The organism is Mycolicibacterium setense (assembly GCF_000805385.1).
Classification (GTDB): domain Bacteria; phylum Actinomycetota; class Actinomycetes; order Mycobacteriales; family Mycobacteriaceae; genus Mycobacterium; species Mycobacterium setense.
This window is the reverse complement of the sequence record NZ_JTJW01000003.1, coordinates 773142-788825: the sequence shown is the minus strand read 5'-3', so window position 1 is coordinate 788825 and position 15684 is coordinate 773142. Positions and strand designations below refer to the sequence as shown.

Here is a 15684-nt window from a genome sequence, read left to right as displayed (position 1 = left end):
ATCCACGCCGCAACCAGTTGCTGGCCTCCGTGAGCGGCGAGCAGGCAAGCGGCTGGCTTGCCTAGATGTCTAGGGCCCGCGTATTGCCTTGCCTGTGACGGCGTGGTTGTCGATGGGTTGCCATGGGTCGGGGTCGTGCGGTGGCGTGCCGTGCAGCAGTTCCCAGCCGGGTGGGATTGCGGGGTCGAATGATTCTGTGTCCCAGAGGTATTGCTCATGGGGTGGGATCGGGGCGGGTTGGTCGAAGTTTCTGTCGCGCTCCAGGTCCCATTGGTCCGATTCCAGGTCACATTCGTCCCAGTGCGGTTGCGGCACGTGGTCGGGCGCCAAGTCCCAGTCGGGGTCTGGATCCCGTTGGGGGGTGGGCGCAAGGTCGGGTTCAAGTTCCCACACCGGGTCGGAGGCTGGCTCCGGGTCGTGGTGCTGTGTCAGGTCAGGAATGGGTTCCCACTGCGGTTCGGGTTCGGGGGTTGCGGTGGTGCCGGGTTGAGGGTCGACCTCGGGTGTGGGCGTGGATGTGGGGTTTGGGTCGGGTGGGGTGAGCAGTAGTTCGGGGCGGTGGTGATAGTTGATCCGGGACTGACCGTGGTCGAGACCGGCAGGTGGGTGCCATTCGACCTCACCGCGGGCGTTGATTGTCGTGGTGTAGCCGCCGTCGGTGTGCACCATGCGGTTGTCGGGGCCACAGGCCAGGGTCATCTCATCGACGTTGGTGTTGCCCCCGTCAGCCCAATCCGCGGCGGCGTGATGAACCTGGCAGCCATAGGCGCCGACGGTGCAGCACGGTTTCGTACAACCGCCGTCGCGGGCGATCAACATGATCCGCTGCGCGGGGCTGGCGATGCGGCGGGCCCGGAAATAGTTCACCGCCGCCCCGGTGGCCTCATCGAAGACCGCCAAATGATGATTGGCATGAGCCCCCATTCGGATGACATCTTTGATGGGCAGTTTGGTGCCACCACCGCTGACGCCGATCCCGGCGCGGGATTCGAGGTCTTGCAGGGTGGTGCGGATGATCACCGACACCGGCAGCCCGTTGAGCTGACCCAGATCCCCACTCATCAACACGATCCGTCCGATCACCAGCAGCGCATCGTGTTGGCGTTGAGCCAGGCCGCGGTGATCGTTGTCGATCTGAGCTTGGCTCGGGGTGCCACACGTGCAGGGTTCGTCATCGTCGGGGTTGCACATGCCCGGGGCGGCGAACTTGGCGAACAAGACCTCGAACACTGCGGCCGCTTCGGGGGTCATGTTGGCGGTCAGGGCGGTCATCGCATCACGACCCTGTTTGGACACGGTCACGCCGCGTTTGCGGGCGCGTTCAATGTCGTCGGGTTCGGGTCCGTCCTGATCGAGCAGGAACAACCGCAACTCGGCAGTCTCCTTGAGCTCCTTAGGGCCCACCCCGACCGCAACCCGCACCAGGTCGGCCTCGAACTGCTCCCGCGTGGTCTGATCGACGAAACCGGGCAGATCACCCACCGCGTCGCGCAGCACTTTGACGTGATCACCGGTGATCAACCCAGCCGCCTGGGCGACAGCCACCACCGGCAACACCGGAGCCAAAGGTTCCCCGGTCACGGCGCGGCGTGGCCCCAACTCGGCAGCCTCGGCCAGCCGGCGCCCGGCCTCAGCACTCGACAACCGCCACCGGATCCGCAGCACCGCGTTCCAGGACTTGGCACCCAACTCCCGCGGCGTGGCCTCGGCTTGCAGCTGGGCCAACAACCGATGCAACGGCCCCGGCAACTGACACATCAGCGTTTCGTACTCGTCGAGCACCGCCAACACCTGCGCCCGGGTCAACGCCCCAAAATCACACGCGGCCAACCCGTCGAACGCGGCCCGCAACCCCGCCACCGCCTCAACCGCACCCGCCTCCATGATTCGAACATACATTCGACCACCGACAAGTTGGGTCGCTCAGATAGAGCTCGCGGACGCACGTGGTCCGGGTTTCACGCCCGCCAGTTCAACACCTCACCCGACGCCGCCGTCATGACCGTGCCCGGCATGACGCGTAGCCGGTACGGAGTCAGCCGCAGCGCCGCGAACTGATCGGACGTCGGTCCGTCGCTCCACTGCGGAATGATGCGCGGGTCGTAGCCCACCGGCGCGGGGCCGTCGGCGAAGCGATTCCACACCTGGGTGCAGGTCTCGTCGTCGGTGTACCACTCCACCAGGCAGTCCGCGGCGCAGGTGTCGTGGTTCGTCGTCCAGTAGCTGACCGACACGTGCGGGTGGACCGCCAGGTGGGCTCGCTTGATCGGAGTGGGCACGGTGGCGATCCAGCCGAAGAGGTCCGTTCCGTCCCACTCCCAGATGGGATGCAGGATGCGGCTGCGCGGTTGGCCGTCGGCGTCGACGGTGGCCACAGACGCCCACACGATCTCATGGGCCATCGTCACGAAGGCAGGGGCAATGCGTTCCAGCGGAGTCACCGTCACAACAGCCACACTAGGCAACCCGTGGCTCGCGTCGGCGCCGGTTCGCGGTTACTCGTCGCGGTCGGATCGGCCGTAGATCGGCTTGCCGTCATCGTCGACCCAGTCATTGACCGCGGTGCCAGAGACCGTGCCGCCGCTGCCGGGCAGCGTGACTGTGGGCCTGTCGTCGTCATAGGACTGCATGACGCGTTCGGCTTGCTTGTGGTGTTCTTCCGTTACGCGCGGCTTTTCGGTGGTCATACCTAACGGCTGCCCGAAAGTGTGAGCCACCAAACAATCGGGCGCGGCCGCGCCTGGCCGGATCAGGCCGAAACGGTGCGAAGTGACGTCGGCAGGCTGGGTAGGAAATGCCGCGTGGCGAAGGCCCGGATGTCCTCGGCGGTATCGAGGGGTTCGACACTGGGCAGCAGCAGAACCATTCCGGCATAACGCAGTATGGTGTCGGCCAGGTCGTTGACCGCCGGTTCGCCGATCCGCTCGGCGAACCCCGCTGGGAAGATCACCTTCAGCGCGGCGGCCATCCGCTCGATCGCCGCGCCGTAGTGAGCGTGCATCATCTCCATGACCAGGGCCGGCTCATCGGCGATCAGCTGGTTGAGCACATGGTGCCGACGGAACCGCAGGATCGATAGTGTGAACGCCTCGACATAGTAATTCGATTGCGGCCCCGCATTTTTCAATTCGTTGGCGATATCGGAGAACAACGCCACGTTCTCCCGCTCGATCACCGCCGCCACCAGTTCGTCCCGGTTGGCGAACCTGCGGTAGATCGTGGTGCGGCTGACCCCGGCTCGACGCGCGACGTCGTCGAGCGCGACACGGCGCAGGCCGTGCCGCTCGAATTCGACGAGGGCCGCGTCCAGGATCGCCGTCGACGAATCAGGCTCCCGCATAGCCCTTTTGCGCGAACTTGTTGTAGCGCACGCTCATCGGTAGATGATCCCACACCCAGTTCACCGGGCGGGATCGCCAGAACGCCGCGAACCGCTGGTAGTTGCATTCCTGGCGCTCACTCCACGGCAGGTCCAGCAGGTCACGGGCGCGTGGCGGCAGGCCCCCCGCGGTCAGGAACGCCGCGGCCGGGTTGAACACCATGGAGACGACGCGCCAGACCGCCGGGTGCACGGCCTTGGGGCATGGGAACCCCTTGGTGACATAGCCGACGCCGTAGCGGGCGGATTTGTGCGGGACCGCCACCTCGTTGAGCATCCGCTCCCAGTACTGCTCGAATTCGGCGTAGGTGGCCGGCATGGGCCGATCGCTGACGCCGTAGCGGCGATACCAGGTCTTGGACTCCAGGTAGATCTGTTCCTTCTCGGCATCGCTGAGCCGTTTGACGAAGGTGTCGGCGAAGTAGAGAACCTGCTCGACGAACGTCGCGTGCGCCCAGAAGTACGTGTCGGGATCCAGCGCGTGGTAGCGCCCGACCACTTCGCCGTCGGGGCCGGGCATATCGCCCTTCACGTGGTGGTGGAAGTCGCGCACCTGGGTGCCTGCGTTGTCGTCCTCGGTGCCATAGACGGTGCGGAAGATCGGCGGGATCGTGCGCTTGAGCCGCTCGGCGGTGTCGGCGAAGAACGTGGAATGGTCCAGCACCCCTTGGCCGAGCTCGGCCAGCATGTTCTGCAACACGGCCGGGCGCGGTCCGATCAGGTACATCCGGTTGTCGCCGAAGTACTTCCAGACCAGCGATTGCGGGCCCAGTGGCAGGGCGTCGGTCTGCTGCGGCTGCTCGGCCAATTCGGTCATGGGCACAGTGTTACAGATTTCGTACTTTGTACCAAGAGGTCTGTGACCGGGGTCACCGACAGGGTGGACGGCGTTATCGCGCTGTGGCCGGACCGGTCGCCTGCTGAGACCCATAGTTGGAATGATGCGCAAGTGACCTCGCTGACCCGCCGCGACGCGCTGCGTCTAGGTGTCACCGGTGCGGGTGCCGCGGGACTGATGGCATTGGGCAGCTTGCTCGACCCGCCTACGCCCAGCGCATCTCCGGGCCCCCATCAACCGGGCCCCAATCAACCGGCCTCCGCGGGCGCCCCGTTGCCCACCCGCGACTCGGGGTCGTTCACCTCCGCCGCCCGCGGCGGTGTCGAAACCAACTGGATCATCGCCCGCCCGCCGGGCCAGCACGGCCCCTTGCGCCCGGTGATCGCCCTGCACGGGATGGACAACGACGCCGCCGGCGTGATGAGCCTGGGCATCCCAGAAGCGCTGGCCCAGCTGACCGCGGCCGGCCGGCCGCCGTTCGCGGTGGTCAGTGTCGACGGCGGCAACTCGTTCTGGCGCCGTCGAGCCTCCGGGGAGGACTCCGGGGCGATGGTGCTCAACGAGCTGATCCCGATGCTGGCCACCAAGGGCATCGACACCTCGCGAGTGGCCTTCATGGGCTGGTCGATGGGCGGCTACGGCGCCATGCTGCTGGGTGCCAGACTTGGCGCCGCGCGCACCGCGGCGGTCTGCGCAATCAGCCCGGCGCTGTACCTGACGTACTGGGGCGCGCCGCCCGACGCCTTCGACAGCCTCGAAGACTGGCAGCAGAACTCGGCGCTGAGGCTGCTGCCTGCACTGGGGTCGATCCCGCTCCGCATCGACTGCGGCACCGGGGACGGGTTTTACGCCGCGACCCGAATGTTCGTCAATCAACTGCCCAGGACGCCAGCCGTAGGTTTCTACCCCGGCGGCCACGATCAGGACTTCTGGCGCGCACACTTGTCCGACGAGCTTGCCTGGTTCGATTCCTGAACTCCGCCTTGGGCTTTCACCCCCAGGTCAATGGATCCAACGCGAGGTAGAACCGCAGCCGCTCGTCGTCTATAGCCGCCGGATAACCCGCGGCCAAGCCCGCCGCGGCGCCCTCGGCAAACCCGGGAAACGTGTCCGCCGTATTGGCCGACAACAGCGCCAGGTCGGCATGGCGGTCCGCAAGACCCAGCCGGCCCAGGTCGACGAACCCCTCGACAGTGAGCCGGTCAGGGTCGATCAAGATGTTCGGCAGGCACAGGTCGCCATGGCACACGACCCGATCGGCGACCTCCTGGCGGCGACGCAGACCGGCCTCACGTCCGACGCGGGCCAGCAGTTCACCGGGCGGGACGTCCCGGTCTTCGTCGCGCAGAAACTCCGGGTTGACCGCGTCCGCGGTGACGACGGACCGAGCCCGCGCCAACATGTCGTCCAGGTCGCGCCGGTAGGGACAGTCCTCGACCGCGATGGCGTGCAGAGTGCGGACCGCGTCCACCACCGCGGGCCAGGCAGACCGCAGCGCCGCTTCCGTGAGCCGATCGGCCCCGACGCCGCCGACGGCACTGCTGACGAGGAAGGCACCGCCGTCGCCGGTGGCGCCCCAGTCGATCACCTCCGGAACGGACAGACCGTGATCGTGCGCCCAGGACATGCGGTCCCGCTCGCCGGCCAGGTCTGCGACGGCCGCGGGGCCGACCACTTTCCGGTACCGGGAGCCGTCCGCGCAACGGAACACCCCGGCGCCGGATTCACCGCGCGTGACGGGGAGCCATTCGGTCACGGGTCAGCGGCGCAACCGGGCGATGGCGAGCACGGTCAGCACACCCGCCAGACCCGCGAGTGCCAGCGCCAGCACCAGCAGCGGCGCCGAATAGCTGACGGCCGTCGTGGCCGGCTCACCGTCGAGCACCGGCGCAACCTCGACCGTCGACATCGCCGCGATCCAGCTCAGCACACAGCCCACCGCCGCGACGACCGCTACGACGAGTTCCAGGACAGCGCGGCGTCTCACGGAGTGCGCTCCTCGACCAACGGCGTCAGCACTTCCCGCAGCTTCCGATGCTTGCGCGCCCAGGCCTGGGCCCCGCGACCGCCGGTGAGTTTCAGCCCGATCCCGGTGCGGCCCCGGGGCACTCCGGAGAGCTCGCCGAGGGCCCTGTCGGACTGCCATTTCGGCGACTCGGAGCCCGACGCCGGCGGGTAGATCAGCACGATCTCGTCGATCTTCAGGATCTCGGCACCCTGTCGCAGGGTGTCGGCGGTCAACTCGACCGAGGTGTGGATACGCGCGGCCTTGATCTGGATGGCGACGAAGCCCGACACGAGCACCAGGAACAGGATCGGAATCCACAGGTCGTAGCCGTATCCGCCGGTCATCTGCAAAATCCCCATGCCCACACCGGCGAAGGGCCCCAGCAGGAGCCAGGCCCAGCTGGCGCCCTGCTCGTAGAACAGCACCTCTGAGGCAACTTTGTTCACCGGTTCACTCTCCATCGTCACCCCTTCGCTCCGGCAGCGCGCTCAGCCCGGTACCCACCATGAGCGGGAGCAGCGCGACCAGCACGAGAACGTTGAGGCCGGTCAGCAGCACCAGAACCACGATAGCCAGCGACAATGCCATCGCGGCGCGCCGGTAGCGTGGATCATCCGAGCGGCTCCGGCCGGCCAGAAAAGCCATTCCGAGCCCAGCGACCGCGGTGAGCACACCGAGCCCGCGGTACAGCATCGTGTTCGCGCCGGGCGGTGCCATCGAGACTGCGAGCATTCCGCCCGCGATCAACAACACGGCGCCGACCAACCAGCAACTGAACGTGATGGTCGCGCGGCGCGACGCTGGAGATGAGGGCATTGTCGGCAAAGCGTAGCGAATCAGCGGGTGAAGAAACCGTCGGCATCCTTGCGGTACAGCAGGTACAGCCCGCCCGCGATCAATACCGATCCGACGATCGCGGTGACGGCGTAGCCCACCGCGGCCGCATCTTGGCGTTCGCCGGTCAACAGGCTGCTGATCGCGTGCAGGACAGAGACGATTCCTCCACTGGTCAGCACAGTGCGGGCCCAGCGATATCCCTGGCGCATCAGGAACAGGAAGGCGACCACGATCGACGACAGCACAACCAGGAACATGACCGAGAAAACGACGGTCACCGACCGCTGCACGCCACCGGCGGATCCCGTGAACGCATCGATCAGATAGCCGACCACCATGAGCACCAGCGCAGCCGTCCACAACCAGAACCCGGTGTCGACGTCCTCCGGACGACCGGCCGGGCTTTCCTGCTGCTCGGTCACCTGTTCGGTCACGCGAGCCAGCCGGCCACATCGGCCGCCCAGTAGGTCAGCACGATGTCGGCGCCGGCCCGCCGGATTCCGGTCAACGACTCCAACGCCGCCGCCTCCAGGTCGATCCAGCCATTCGCCGCAGCCGCACAGATCATCGAGTACTCACCCGAAATCTGGTATGCCGCAACGGGTACCGGTGAAATATCGGCAGCGGCACGCACCACGTCCAGATAACTCATCGCGGGCTTGACCATCACCATGTCGGCGCCCTCGTCGATGTCGAGCTCGATCTCGTGCACGGCTTCGCGGATGTTGCCCGGATCCTGTTGATACGTACGCCGATCCCCCTCCAGGCTGGACGACACCGCCTCCCGGAACGGGCCGTAGAACGCCGAGGCGAACTTGGCCGCGTAGGCCAGGATGGCGACGTCGGCATGGCCGGCCGCGTCGAGCCCGTCACGGATGGCGGCCACCTGGCCGTCCATCATCCCGCTGGGGCCCACCACGTGGGCACCGGATTTCGCCTGTGCCACAGCAAGTTCCACATAGCGCAGGTTGGTCGCGTCGTTGTCGACCCTGCCGGCCCCGTCCAACACACCACAGTGTCCGTGATCGGTGAACTCGTCGAGGCAGGTGTCGGCCATCAGTACCGTGGCGTCACCGAGATCCTTCGTCAGATCCCGCAGCGCCACGTTGAGGATGCCGTCCGGATCGACACCGACGGCGCCGGTCGGATCCTTGTCCTCATCGCGCGGCACGCCGAAGATCATCAGCCCGCCCACACCCGCGGCCACCGCGTCGGCGGCCGCCTGGCGTAGCGAATCCTTAGTGTGTTGCACCACTCCGGGCATCGAGGAGATGGGGCGTGGTTCGTCGATACCGTCGGCGACGAACATCGGCAGAACCAGATGCCGTGGCTCCAAAGAGGTTTGGGCCACCAGACGACGCATCGCCGGCGTGGAGCGCAGACGACGGGGACGGTGTCTCGGGTATCCCATTACGCCTCTCCTATCCTCGAAACTGCATTCCAGCAGGAAAACTTCGAGTGAGGCCCTGCTGGAATACCGTTTCGGCGAATGCCTGTCTAGCGGCGGCGGCTCTTCTTACGCGGCGGGGGCAGCGCACCCTCCGCGCGCAGACGTGCAGCGTGCTCGGCCAGTGCGTCGACCAGTGGCCCCACCGCCGCCGACTCGGGCTGCACATCAACCCGCAGGCCGAATTCCGCTGCGGTTTCAGCAGTTTTCGGTCCGATGCAGGCCACGATGGTCCGGGCGTGCGGCTTGCCGGCGATGCCGACCAGGTTGCGCACCGTCGAGCTCGAGGTGAAGCAGACCGCGTCGAAACCACCGGTCTTGATCATCTCGCGCGTCTGCGCCGGCGGCGGAGCGGCACGCACGGTGCGGTAGGCGGTGACGTCCTCGATCTCCCAGCCACGCTCACGCAGACCCTCGGCGAGCGTCTCGGTGGCGATGTCGGCACGGGGCAGCAGAACCCGGTTCACCGGATCGAAAACCTCGTCGAAGGGCGGGAACTCGTCGAGCAGCCCCAGTGAGGACTGTTCGCCCGACGGCACCAGCTCCGGATTGATGCCGAAAGCCCGCACCTTGTCGGCGGTGGCCTGCCCGACACACGCGATCTTCACGCCCGAGAACGCCCGCGCGTCCAGGCCGAACTCGTTGAACTTCTCCCACACCGCACGCACGGCGTTGGTCGAGGTGAACACCACCCACTGGAACCGGCCGTCGACCAGACCCTTGACCGCGCGCTCCATCTGCGCGGGGCTGCGCGGCGGCTCGACGGCGATGGTCGGCACCTCGATCGGCAGGGCACCGTGGCCCACCAGCCGGTCACTCATCTCGCCGGCCTGATCCTTGGTGCGCGGCACCAGCACGGTCCAGCCGTACAGCGCGCGGCTCTCCCACCAGTTCAGCTTGGCCCGGTTGGCCACGGTCTTGCCGATGGTCACGACCAGCGGTCCGACCAACGGCCCCGCCAGCTCGCTACCGGCCGGCTTCTCCAGCACGGCCTTGTCGGTCAGCCCACCGAGGGTGGCCTCGACCGAACGCTGCTGGCAGGTGGTACCGCTCGCGGTCACCACCGCGGGGGTGCCCTCGGCCAGGCCGAATTCGATCAGGGTGCGCGCGGCGTCCGGCAGGTGCGACGCGGTCGCGTGCAGGATCAGTGGCCCGGGTGCGGCGGCCAGAGCCGCCCAGTCCACGTCACCGCGGACGTCGGCCACGGTGTGCGACGACCCGAGGGGCAGGCCCGCATAGGTGGGCACCGCACTCGTGGCGGGCAACCCGGGGACGATCTCGAAGTTCATGTGGGATCTGGCCAGCGCACCGATCTCGGTGATGACGGCGTCCACCGACAGCGGGTCACCGGCGACCAGACGCACGACGTCATAGCCGTGGCGGGCCTCGGAGATCAGGGTCTTCGCCACCTCGGCGGGATCGCCGAGAGCCGGGCGGACCTCGGGTCCACCGGCGATGACGGCGGCTTGCGCAGCATCGGGGCTTGCGGCGGCATCAGCACCGGCGGCCTCTGCGGCAGCCTCGGCCTTGGCCGGCGCAGCCGGGGCAGGCCCGGACGCCGGCGGCAACTCCGTGCCGATCAGGGCCAACACGGCCTCGGGGACGTCGGGATCGGTGAACACCAACTCGGCGTGCGCCAACACAGTTTGGGCCCGTGCCGTCAACAGCCCCGGATCTCCCGGGCCTGAGCCCACAAAGGTGATGCGGCCGGGCTTCGCCTTGCGACCTCGCATGGTCATTCTTCACTCCCGCGCTCTACCAACAGCTCGCGTGCACCCAGCTCGAAAAGCTCCGCGGCCACCGAAACACCCAAGTCGGCGGCCCGATCGGGAGTTCCGATACCGGACGCACGAATCACGTCGGATCCGTCCAGCGTCGCCACGCAGCCGCGCAACGACAGCTCTTCGAAGACATTGCCGTCCTCATCGATCGACTCGACCACCTCTGCGATCGCGCCTACCGGTGCGGAACAACCCGCCTCCAGTTCGGCGAGCAGGACCCGTTCGGCGGTGACCGCGGCGCGCGTGTCGGTGTCATCCAGCTCCGACAGCACCGAAATCAGCTCGGTGTCGCCGGCGCGACATTCCACCGCGAGCGCACCCTGAGCCGGCGCTGGCAACATCTGCACCGGTTCGAGCGACTCGGTGACCACTTCGAGGCGTCCGATACGGGCCAGACCCGCACGGGCAACCACGATGGCGTCGAGATCACCGCTCGTAACCCTGTTCAACCTGGTATCTAGGTTGCCTCGTAGGGGGCGGATTTCCAAACCGAGACCCAGTGCTCTAAGCTGCGCGACCCGTCGCGGGCTCGAGGTGCCGATCACGGAGCCCGCCGGCAACTCTCCGAGCACCATTCCGTCGCGTGCCACCAGCGCGTCACGAGCATCCTCACGGGGCGGGACCGCGGCGATGACGAACCGAGGGTCGTGCGCGGTGGGCAAATCTTTGTACGAGTGAACGGCCATGTCCACCCGGCCGTCGTCGATCGCCTCGCGGAGCGCCGCGGTGAAGACACCGACGCCGATCTCGGCGATCGGTCCCTGGTTGCGGTCACCCTCGGTGGAGATGATCACGAGCTCGCAGGCATGGCCAGCAGCCAGCAAAGCGTCTCTGATGGTGCCGGCCTGCGTGGTCGCCAGCAGGCTACCCCGGGTGCCGATCCGGATTACCGTATCGCGCGTTTTTACCAAGCTCTACTCAGACTTATCGAGATCTGTTGTCATGAAGGGCAATTCGCTGGCTGCCACAGCTTCGACGGCCTGCGGATCGAGTTCGAACAGCTCACGCAGGGCCTCTGCGTAGCTGTCCCCGCCAGGCGCGCTGGCGAGTTGTTTCACCCGCACCGTGGGTGCGTGCAAAAGCTTGTCGACGACGCGGCGAACCGTTTTGGCCACCTCGTCGCGGTGCGTCGCGTCCAGCCCTGGCAGCCGGTTGTCCAGCCGCAGCAGCTCGGCCTCGACCACGTCGGCAGCGCGCTGACGCAAGGCGGTGACGGTCGGCGTGACCTCTGCCATCCGCTGACCGGCCAGGTAGTTGGCAACCTCGGTGGCAACGATCGTGCGGGCCGCGTCCGCATCGGTGGCCGCCGCGCGCGCCGATGGTTCCCGCTGGATCCGGTCCATGTCGACCACCCAGACACCGGGCAGCCCGGACACCGCCGGGTCCACGTCCCGCGGCATACCGAGATCACAGATCACCAGCTGCCGATCGCCCGCGGCGGGGTCGCGTTGAGCCAGAGCGTGGTGCACGTCGGCCAGGGACACCACCGGGCGTACCGCCCCGGTGCTGCTGACCACGACGTCGGCGTCGGCCAGGGCGTCGGCCAGCTGGTCCAGAGAAAATGCGTGCGCGTGCACGCCCTGTTCGGTGAGGTTCTCGGCGAGGCGCCGGGCCCGCGGCAGCGAGCGGTTCACCACGTGAACCCGCTCGATCCCCGCGCGCACGAGGTGTGCGCCGGCCAGCGCGCCCATCGAGCCCGCGCCGATCACGGCCGCGGTGCGCCCGGCGAGGCCGTCGTTGAGCTTGGCCTCGGCCATGCCGAGGGCGACCGATACGACCGATGCACCCGCGGCATCGATCCCGGTCTCGGAGTGCACCCGCTTGCCGACATTGAGGGCCCGCTGGGCCAGGTCGTGCAGGGTGCGCCCGACGGTCTGGTGTTCCTCGGCCGAGGCATAGGCACGACGCACCTGCCCCAGCACCTGGGCTTCCCCGATGACGGCCGAATCCAGGCCGCTGGTGACCGCGAACAGATGTTCGACGGCAGCTTCGGCGTAGCGCACGTAGGCGTATTTGGTGAGGTCGTTGAGCGACATGCCGGAGTGATCGGACAGCACCTGCCCGATGATCGACAGGCCTCCGTGGAAGGCCTCGACCACGGCGTATACCTCGACGCGGTTGCACGTGGAAAGGACCATCGCCTCGGTGACCAACGAGGATCTGAGCACCTCGTCGATGATCTTGGCCTGATCGGATTCGTCAGTGCTCAACTGCTCGAGAACAGACACCGGCGCGCTGCGGTGCGAAACCCCGAATAGCAGCACACTCACGGCTTCATCACCACGTCACCAAGGTAATCGTTTCCCGCCCGGCCACCAAATTTCTTCTGGCGATTTCATTTGGCGGCGAGGTCGGCACGAAGCTGCTGTTCGTCCACATCCCAGTAACTGTGTTCGGCCCCGTTCAGCAAAATCACGGGCAACAGGTCGCCGTACCGGGCCCGCAGAGTCGTGTCCCCGGCCGCGACGGCCTCATCCACGTCCCTGGTCACCAGCTCGAAGTCCAGTTCCTCGCGCAACCCGGCCAACTGCCGGGCCGCTCTTTCGCACATGCTGCAACCCGCCCGGGTCAGCAACGTCACAGTGTTCCCCCCGCCGTCCGCCCCGCCGTCCCCCGCGCCGTCCCGGACGCCGCCACCTTCCTGCTCACGCTCCACACCGCCAGTATCCGGGCCCGGTGACTTAGGGTGAATTCGTGTCCGAATCCGGTAGTGCCGATGCGCTCGAACAGCAGCTCGGCGGCGAGGCCAGCGCCGAGCTCGCCGTCACCGAGCTCGAGTCCGACACCGACCCCGTCGGGACGCCCGCGCCGCCGCCCGACCTGACGGCCGCGGCATTCTTCGACGTCGACAACACCCTGGTACACGGATCGTCGCTGGTGCACTTCGCCCGCGGCCTGGCCGCCCGCAAGTACTTCACCTACCGCGACATCCTGGGCATCGTCTACGCGCAGGCCAAGTTCCAGTTCACCGGCAAGGAGAACAGCGACGACGTCGCCGAGGGCAAGCAGAAGGCCCTGTCTTTCATCGAGGGCCGCTCCACCGCCGAGCTCGTCGAACTCGGCGAGGACATCTATGACGAGATCATCGCCGACAAGATCTGGCCGGGAACGCGGGCGCTCGCCCAGATGCATCTGGACGCCGGCCAGCAGGTGTGGCTCGTCACGGCCACTCCCTACGAGCTGGCCGCCACGATCGCTCGGCGCCTCGGCCTGACGGGTGCGCTGGGCACGGTCGCGGAGTCGGTCGACGGGGTGTTCACCGGCCGGCTGGTCGGCGACATCCTGCACGGCTCCGGCAAGGCCCACGCCGTGCGGTCGCTGGCCATCCGGGAAGGGCTCAACCTGCGCCGCTGCACCGCCTATTCGGACAGTTTCAACGATGTGCCGATGCTGTCGCTGGTCGGAACCGCGGTCGCGATCAACCCCGACGCCGCCCTGCGCGATGTGGCCAGGGAACGGGGCTGGGAGATCCGCGACTTCCGTACCGCGCGCAAGGCGGCGCGCATCGGCGTGCCGTCGGCTTTGGCGCTCGGCGCTCTGGGCGGCGCACTGGCGGCCGCCGCCTCCCGCCGCCACGACATTCGCTGAGCGGACGGCCCGCGCTGATAAGCTGCCGCGGCGGGCCGCGCCAACGGCCCCGCAGCCATGCACGTTTGTGCGCACCGCGCACCGCATACCGAACAGCGCAGGGAATATGAGCATCGCCGCAAACATCATCGGAACTCATTACCGGTACCCGGACTACTTCGAGGTCGGCCGGGAGAAGGTCCGCGAGTTCGCCCGCGCGGTCAAGGACGACCATCCGGCGCTCTACGACGCCGAGGCCGCCAAGGAGTACGGGCACGACTCGGTCGTGGCGTCGGTGACGTTCCTCGCGGTGGCCGGGCGTCGGGTCCAGCTGGAACTGTTCGACAAGTTCGACATCCCGATCAACCTGGAGCGCGTGCTGCACCGCGACCAGAAGCTGATCTTCCACCGGCCGATCCTGGTCGGCGACAAGCTGTGGTTCGACTCGTACCTGGATTCGGTGATCGAGTCGCATGGCACCGTGATCGCCGAGGTGCGCGCCGAGGTGTCCGATGACGAGGGCAACCCGGTTGCTACCAGCATCGTGACGATGCTGGGCGAAGCGGCCAGGGACGAGGCCGACGAGATCAGTTCACAGATCGCCGCTGCACGCGACGCGGCCATCGCCAAGATGATTGCTGGGCAAAAGAGCTAGCTCCCACCTCGAGCAGACACAAACTCGCACGATTGCGCAGGCAAAACGGCGAGTTTGTGTCTGCTCGCGGTGAAAAGGTGAGTGAAAAACTCAGCCGAAGAACATGTTTCGGCGGCCGGCCAGCAGCTGATAGAGCGTGTGCTGGATGGTCTCGCGGACCTGATCGGTGAGCTCGAACGTGATCATCGGATCGTCGGCCGCACTCTCGTCGTAATCGGCGGTCTCGATCGGCTCGCCGAACTGGATGTGCCACTTCGACGGCAACGGCACCAGCCCGAGCGGCCCGGCCAACGGGAACAGCGGGGTCACCGGGAAGTACGGCAGACCGAGCAGGCGGGCCAGCAGCTTGACGTCGGCCATCATCGGATAGATCTCCTCCGACCCCACGATCGAGCACGGCACGATGGGCGCCTGTGCCCGCAGAGCTGCCGAAACAAAGCCGCCCCGGCCGAAGCGCTGCAGCTTGTAGCGGTCCTTGAAGTTCTTGCCCAGCCCCTTGAAACCCTCGGGGAACACGGCCGTCAGCTCGCCGTTGGCGAGGAGCCGGTGCGCATCGGCGGTGCAGGCCACGGTATGCCCGGCCTTGCGTGCGGCCTGGCCGAGCATCGGCAGGTCGAAGACCAGGTCGGCGGCAAGCAGACGCAGATCCCGGTGCGCCGGATGGTGGTCGTGCACGGCCACCTGAGTCATCAGCCCGTCGAACGGCAGCACCCCGGCATGGTTGGCCACCACGAGTGCCGCACCACTCTCCGGCAGGTTCTCGATGCCGGACACCTCAACCCGGAACCACGACCGGAAAAACGTTCGCAGCAAAGGCAAAAAGATTGCGTTGGTGATGTGCGGGTCGAACCCGAACTCGTCCACCGAGTACTCGCCCGTCATGCGGGTGCGGACGAATTCCGAGACCGCCGCGATGCCCTTGACGAGTTCGCTGGGACCTTCGTCGGCCGCCGACTGACCGGAGACGCTACTGCGCCGCTGATCGATCTCGTGGACTACCGCGGCGATCTGCTCGGCCGATGCCCGGCCACCCGGATCGGCCAGAACTGACGGATGCCTGCGGGCACTGTCGGACCGGGCCGCAGCGCGGCGCGCAGCAGAGGAACGGCTCGAATTCCCATGTAGCGGAATAACTTTCGCCTTGGGTTCACCCGCCACGTCGATACCTTCTC

General features: G+C 67.2%; 19 protein-coding genes. 3 read left to right on the top strand and 16 right to left on the bottom strand.

What is annotated here, in order from left to right:
* Window positions 1–69: 69 nt before the first annotated feature.
* The 5 genes from QQ25_RS05230 to QQ25_RS05210 all read right to left on the bottom strand — a co-directional run bounded on the left by QQ25_RS05230 (window position 70) and on the right by QQ25_RS05210 (window position 4196).
* Window positions 70–1899, bottom strand: a complete 1830-nt coding sequence (locus tag QQ25_RS05230) for an HNH endonuclease signature motif containing protein (protein WP_082017409.1) — start codon at window positions 1897–1899, stop codon at window positions 70–72.
* Window positions 1900–1958: 59 nt separating this feature from the next.
* The gene (locus tag QQ25_RS05225) at window positions 1959–2402 is read right to left on the bottom strand and encodes a pyridoxamine 5'-phosphate oxidase family protein (RefSeq protein WP_276014082.1); all 444 of its coding nucleotides are present in this window, start codon (window positions 2400–2402) and stop codon (window positions 1959–1961) included.
* Window positions 2403–2495: 93 nt separating this feature from the next.
* Complete coding sequence (locus QQ25_RS05220; protein ID WP_101906254.1) at window positions 2496–2687, bottom strand: hypothetical protein; 192 nt, start codon at window positions 2685–2687, stop codon at window positions 2496–2498.
* Window positions 2688–2749: 62 nt separating this feature from the next.
* Complete coding sequence (locus QQ25_RS05215) at window positions 2750–3340, bottom strand: TetR/AcrR family transcriptional regulator (protein ID WP_039377564.1); 591 nt, start codon at window positions 3338–3340, stop codon at window positions 2750–2752.
* Window positions 3327–4196 carry an oxygenase MpaB family protein gene (locus QQ25_RS05210; RefSeq protein WP_039377562.1) on the bottom strand — a complete coding sequence of 290 codons (870 nt, stop codon included), beginning with the start codon at window positions 4194–4196 and terminating at the stop codon, window positions 3327–3329. The genes QQ25_RS05215 and QQ25_RS05210 overlap by 14 nt, the downstream gene beginning before the upstream one ends.
* A gap of 132 nt (window positions 4197–4328) precedes the next feature.
* Between QQ25_RS05210 and QQ25_RS05205 the strand changes: the two genes are divergently transcribed.
* On the top strand, window positions 4329–5192 hold the full coding sequence (locus QQ25_RS05205) for an alpha/beta hydrolase (protein ID WP_039314496.1): 864 nt from the start codon (window positions 4329–4331) through the stop codon (window positions 5190–5192).
* Between the two features lie 16 nt (window positions 5193–5208).
* On the opposite strand, the gene QQ25_RS05200 is transcribed toward QQ25_RS05205, so the two are convergent.
* From QQ25_RS05200 to QQ25_RS05155, 10 genes are all read right to left on the bottom strand, one after another.
* Window positions 5209–5973, bottom strand: coding sequence for an APH(3'') family aminoglycoside O-phosphotransferase (locus QQ25_RS05200; protein ID WP_039377561.1), 765 nt, complete (start codon window positions 5971–5973; stop codon window positions 5209–5211).
* A 3-nt stretch (window positions 5974–5976) separates the two neighbouring features.
* Entirely contained in the window at window positions 5977–6204 is a 228-nt protein-coding gene (locus QQ25_RS05195) for a hypothetical protein (protein WP_039314490.1), read from the bottom strand.
* The gene (locus QQ25_RS05190) at window positions 6201–6686 is read right to left on the bottom strand and encodes a transport-regulating membrane protein Mce1N (protein ID WP_039314486.1); all 486 of its coding nucleotides are present in this window, start codon (window positions 6684–6686) and stop codon (window positions 6201–6203) included. The genes QQ25_RS05195 and QQ25_RS05190 overlap by 4 nt, the downstream gene beginning before the upstream one ends.
* Window positions 6676–7041, bottom strand: a complete 366-nt coding sequence (locus QQ25_RS05185; protein ID WP_039377560.1) for a hypothetical protein — start codon at window positions 7039–7041, stop codon at window positions 6676–6678. The genes QQ25_RS05190 and QQ25_RS05185 overlap by 11 nt, the downstream gene beginning before the upstream one ends.
* Before the next feature lie 20 nt (window positions 7042–7061).
* Window positions 7062–7496 (bottom strand): hypothetical protein, encoded by a 435-nt coding sequence (locus tag QQ25_RS05180; RefSeq protein ID WP_082017408.1) that lies wholly within the window; start codon window positions 7494–7496, stop codon window positions 7062–7064.
* Window positions 7493–8473: a porphobilinogen synthase gene (hemB, locus tag QQ25_RS05175; protein WP_039377559.1), complete on the bottom strand. Its 981-nt coding sequence runs from the start codon at window positions 8471–8473 to the stop codon at window positions 7493–7495. Before hemB ends, QQ25_RS05180 begins: the two co-directional genes overlap by 4 nt.
* An 86-nt stretch (window positions 8474–8559) precedes the next feature.
* Window positions 8560–10248: a bifunctional uroporphyrinogen-III C-methyltransferase/uroporphyrinogen-III synthase gene (locus tag QQ25_RS05170; RefSeq protein ID WP_039377558.1), complete on the bottom strand. Its 1689-nt coding sequence runs from the start codon at window positions 10246–10248 to the stop codon at window positions 8560–8562.
* Window positions 10245–11201, bottom strand: a complete 957-nt coding sequence (gene hemC / locus QQ25_RS05165) for a hydroxymethylbilane synthase (protein WP_039314475.1) — start codon at window positions 11199–11201, stop codon at window positions 10245–10247. Before hemC ends, QQ25_RS05170 begins: the two co-directional genes overlap by 4 nt.
* Window positions 11202–11204: 3 nt before the next feature.
* Window positions 11205–12560, bottom strand: coding sequence for a glutamyl-tRNA reductase (locus tag QQ25_RS05160; protein WP_039377556.1), 1356 nt, complete (start codon window positions 12558–12560; stop codon window positions 11205–11207).
* Window positions 12561–12625: 65 nt separating this feature from the next.
* Window positions 12626–12871: a glutaredoxin family protein gene (locus QQ25_RS05155; RefSeq protein WP_039377825.1), complete on the bottom strand. Its 246-nt coding sequence runs from the start codon at window positions 12869–12871 to the stop codon at window positions 12626–12628.
* A 113-nt stretch (window positions 12872–12984) separates the two neighbouring features.
* On the opposite strand from QQ25_RS05155, the gene QQ25_RS05150 reads away from it, so the two are divergent.
* Window positions 12985–13878 (top strand): HAD family hydrolase, encoded by an 894-nt coding sequence (locus tag QQ25_RS05150; protein ID WP_039314467.1) that lies wholly within the window; start codon window positions 12985–12987, stop codon window positions 13876–13878.
* 106 nt (window positions 13879–13984) lie between these two features.
* The gene (locus QQ25_RS05145) at window positions 13985–14512 is read left to right on the top strand and encodes an FAS1-like dehydratase domain-containing protein (protein WP_039314464.1); all 528 of its coding nucleotides are present in this window, start codon (window positions 13985–13987) and stop codon (window positions 14510–14512) included.
* A gap of 90 nt (window positions 14513–14602) precedes the next feature.
* On the opposite strand, the gene QQ25_RS05140 is transcribed toward QQ25_RS05145, so the two are convergent.
* On the bottom strand, window positions 14603–15670 hold the full coding sequence (locus tag QQ25_RS05140; protein ID WP_039314461.1) for a lysophospholipid acyltransferase family protein: 1068 nt from the start codon (window positions 15668–15670) through the stop codon (window positions 14603–14605).
* Window positions 15671–15684 lie beyond the last annotated feature (14 nt).

What these genes read in the sequence shown, in the direction of transcription:
- QQ25_RS05230 (WP_082017409.1), bottom strand. Translation starts at nt 1,899, where the DNA reads ATGTATGTTCGAATCATGGAGGCGGGTGCGGTTGAGGCGGTGGCGGGG.
- QQ25_RS05225 (WP_276014082.1), bottom strand. Translation starts at nt 2,402, where the DNA reads ATGGCCCATGAGATCGTGTGGGCGTCTGTGGCCACCGTCGACGCCGAC.
- QQ25_RS05220 (WP_101906254.1), bottom strand. Translation starts at nt 2,687, where the DNA reads ATGACCACCGAAAAGCCGCGCGTAACGGAAGAACACCACAAGCAAGCC.
- QQ25_RS05215 (WP_039377564.1), bottom strand. Translation starts at nt 3,340, where the DNA reads ATGCGGGAGCCTGATTCGTCGACGGCGATCCTGGACGCGGCCCTCGTC.
- QQ25_RS05210 (WP_039377562.1), bottom strand. Translation starts at nt 4,196, where the DNA reads ATGACCGAATTGGCCGAGCAGCCGCAGCAGACCGACGCCCTGCCACTG.
- QQ25_RS05190 (WP_039314486.1), bottom strand. Translation starts at nt 6,686, where the DNA reads ATGGAGAGTGAACCGGTGAACAAAGTTGCCTCAGAGGTGCTGTTCTAC.
- QQ25_RS05185 (WP_039377560.1), bottom strand. Translation starts at nt 7,041, where the DNA reads ATGCCCTCATCTCCAGCGTCGCGCCGCGCGACCATCACGTTCAGTTGC.
- hemB (WP_039377559.1), bottom strand. Translation starts at nt 8,473, where the DNA reads ATGGGATACCCGAGACACCGTCCCCGTCGTCTGCGCTCCACGCCGGCG.
- QQ25_RS05170 (WP_039377558.1), bottom strand. Translation starts at nt 10,248, where the DNA reads ATGACCATGCGAGGTCGCAAGGCGAAGCCCGGCCGCATCACCTTTGTG.
- QQ25_RS05145 (WP_039314464.1), top strand. Translation starts at nt 13,985, where the DNA reads ATGAGCATCGCCGCAAACATCATCGGAACTCATTACCGGTACCCGGAC.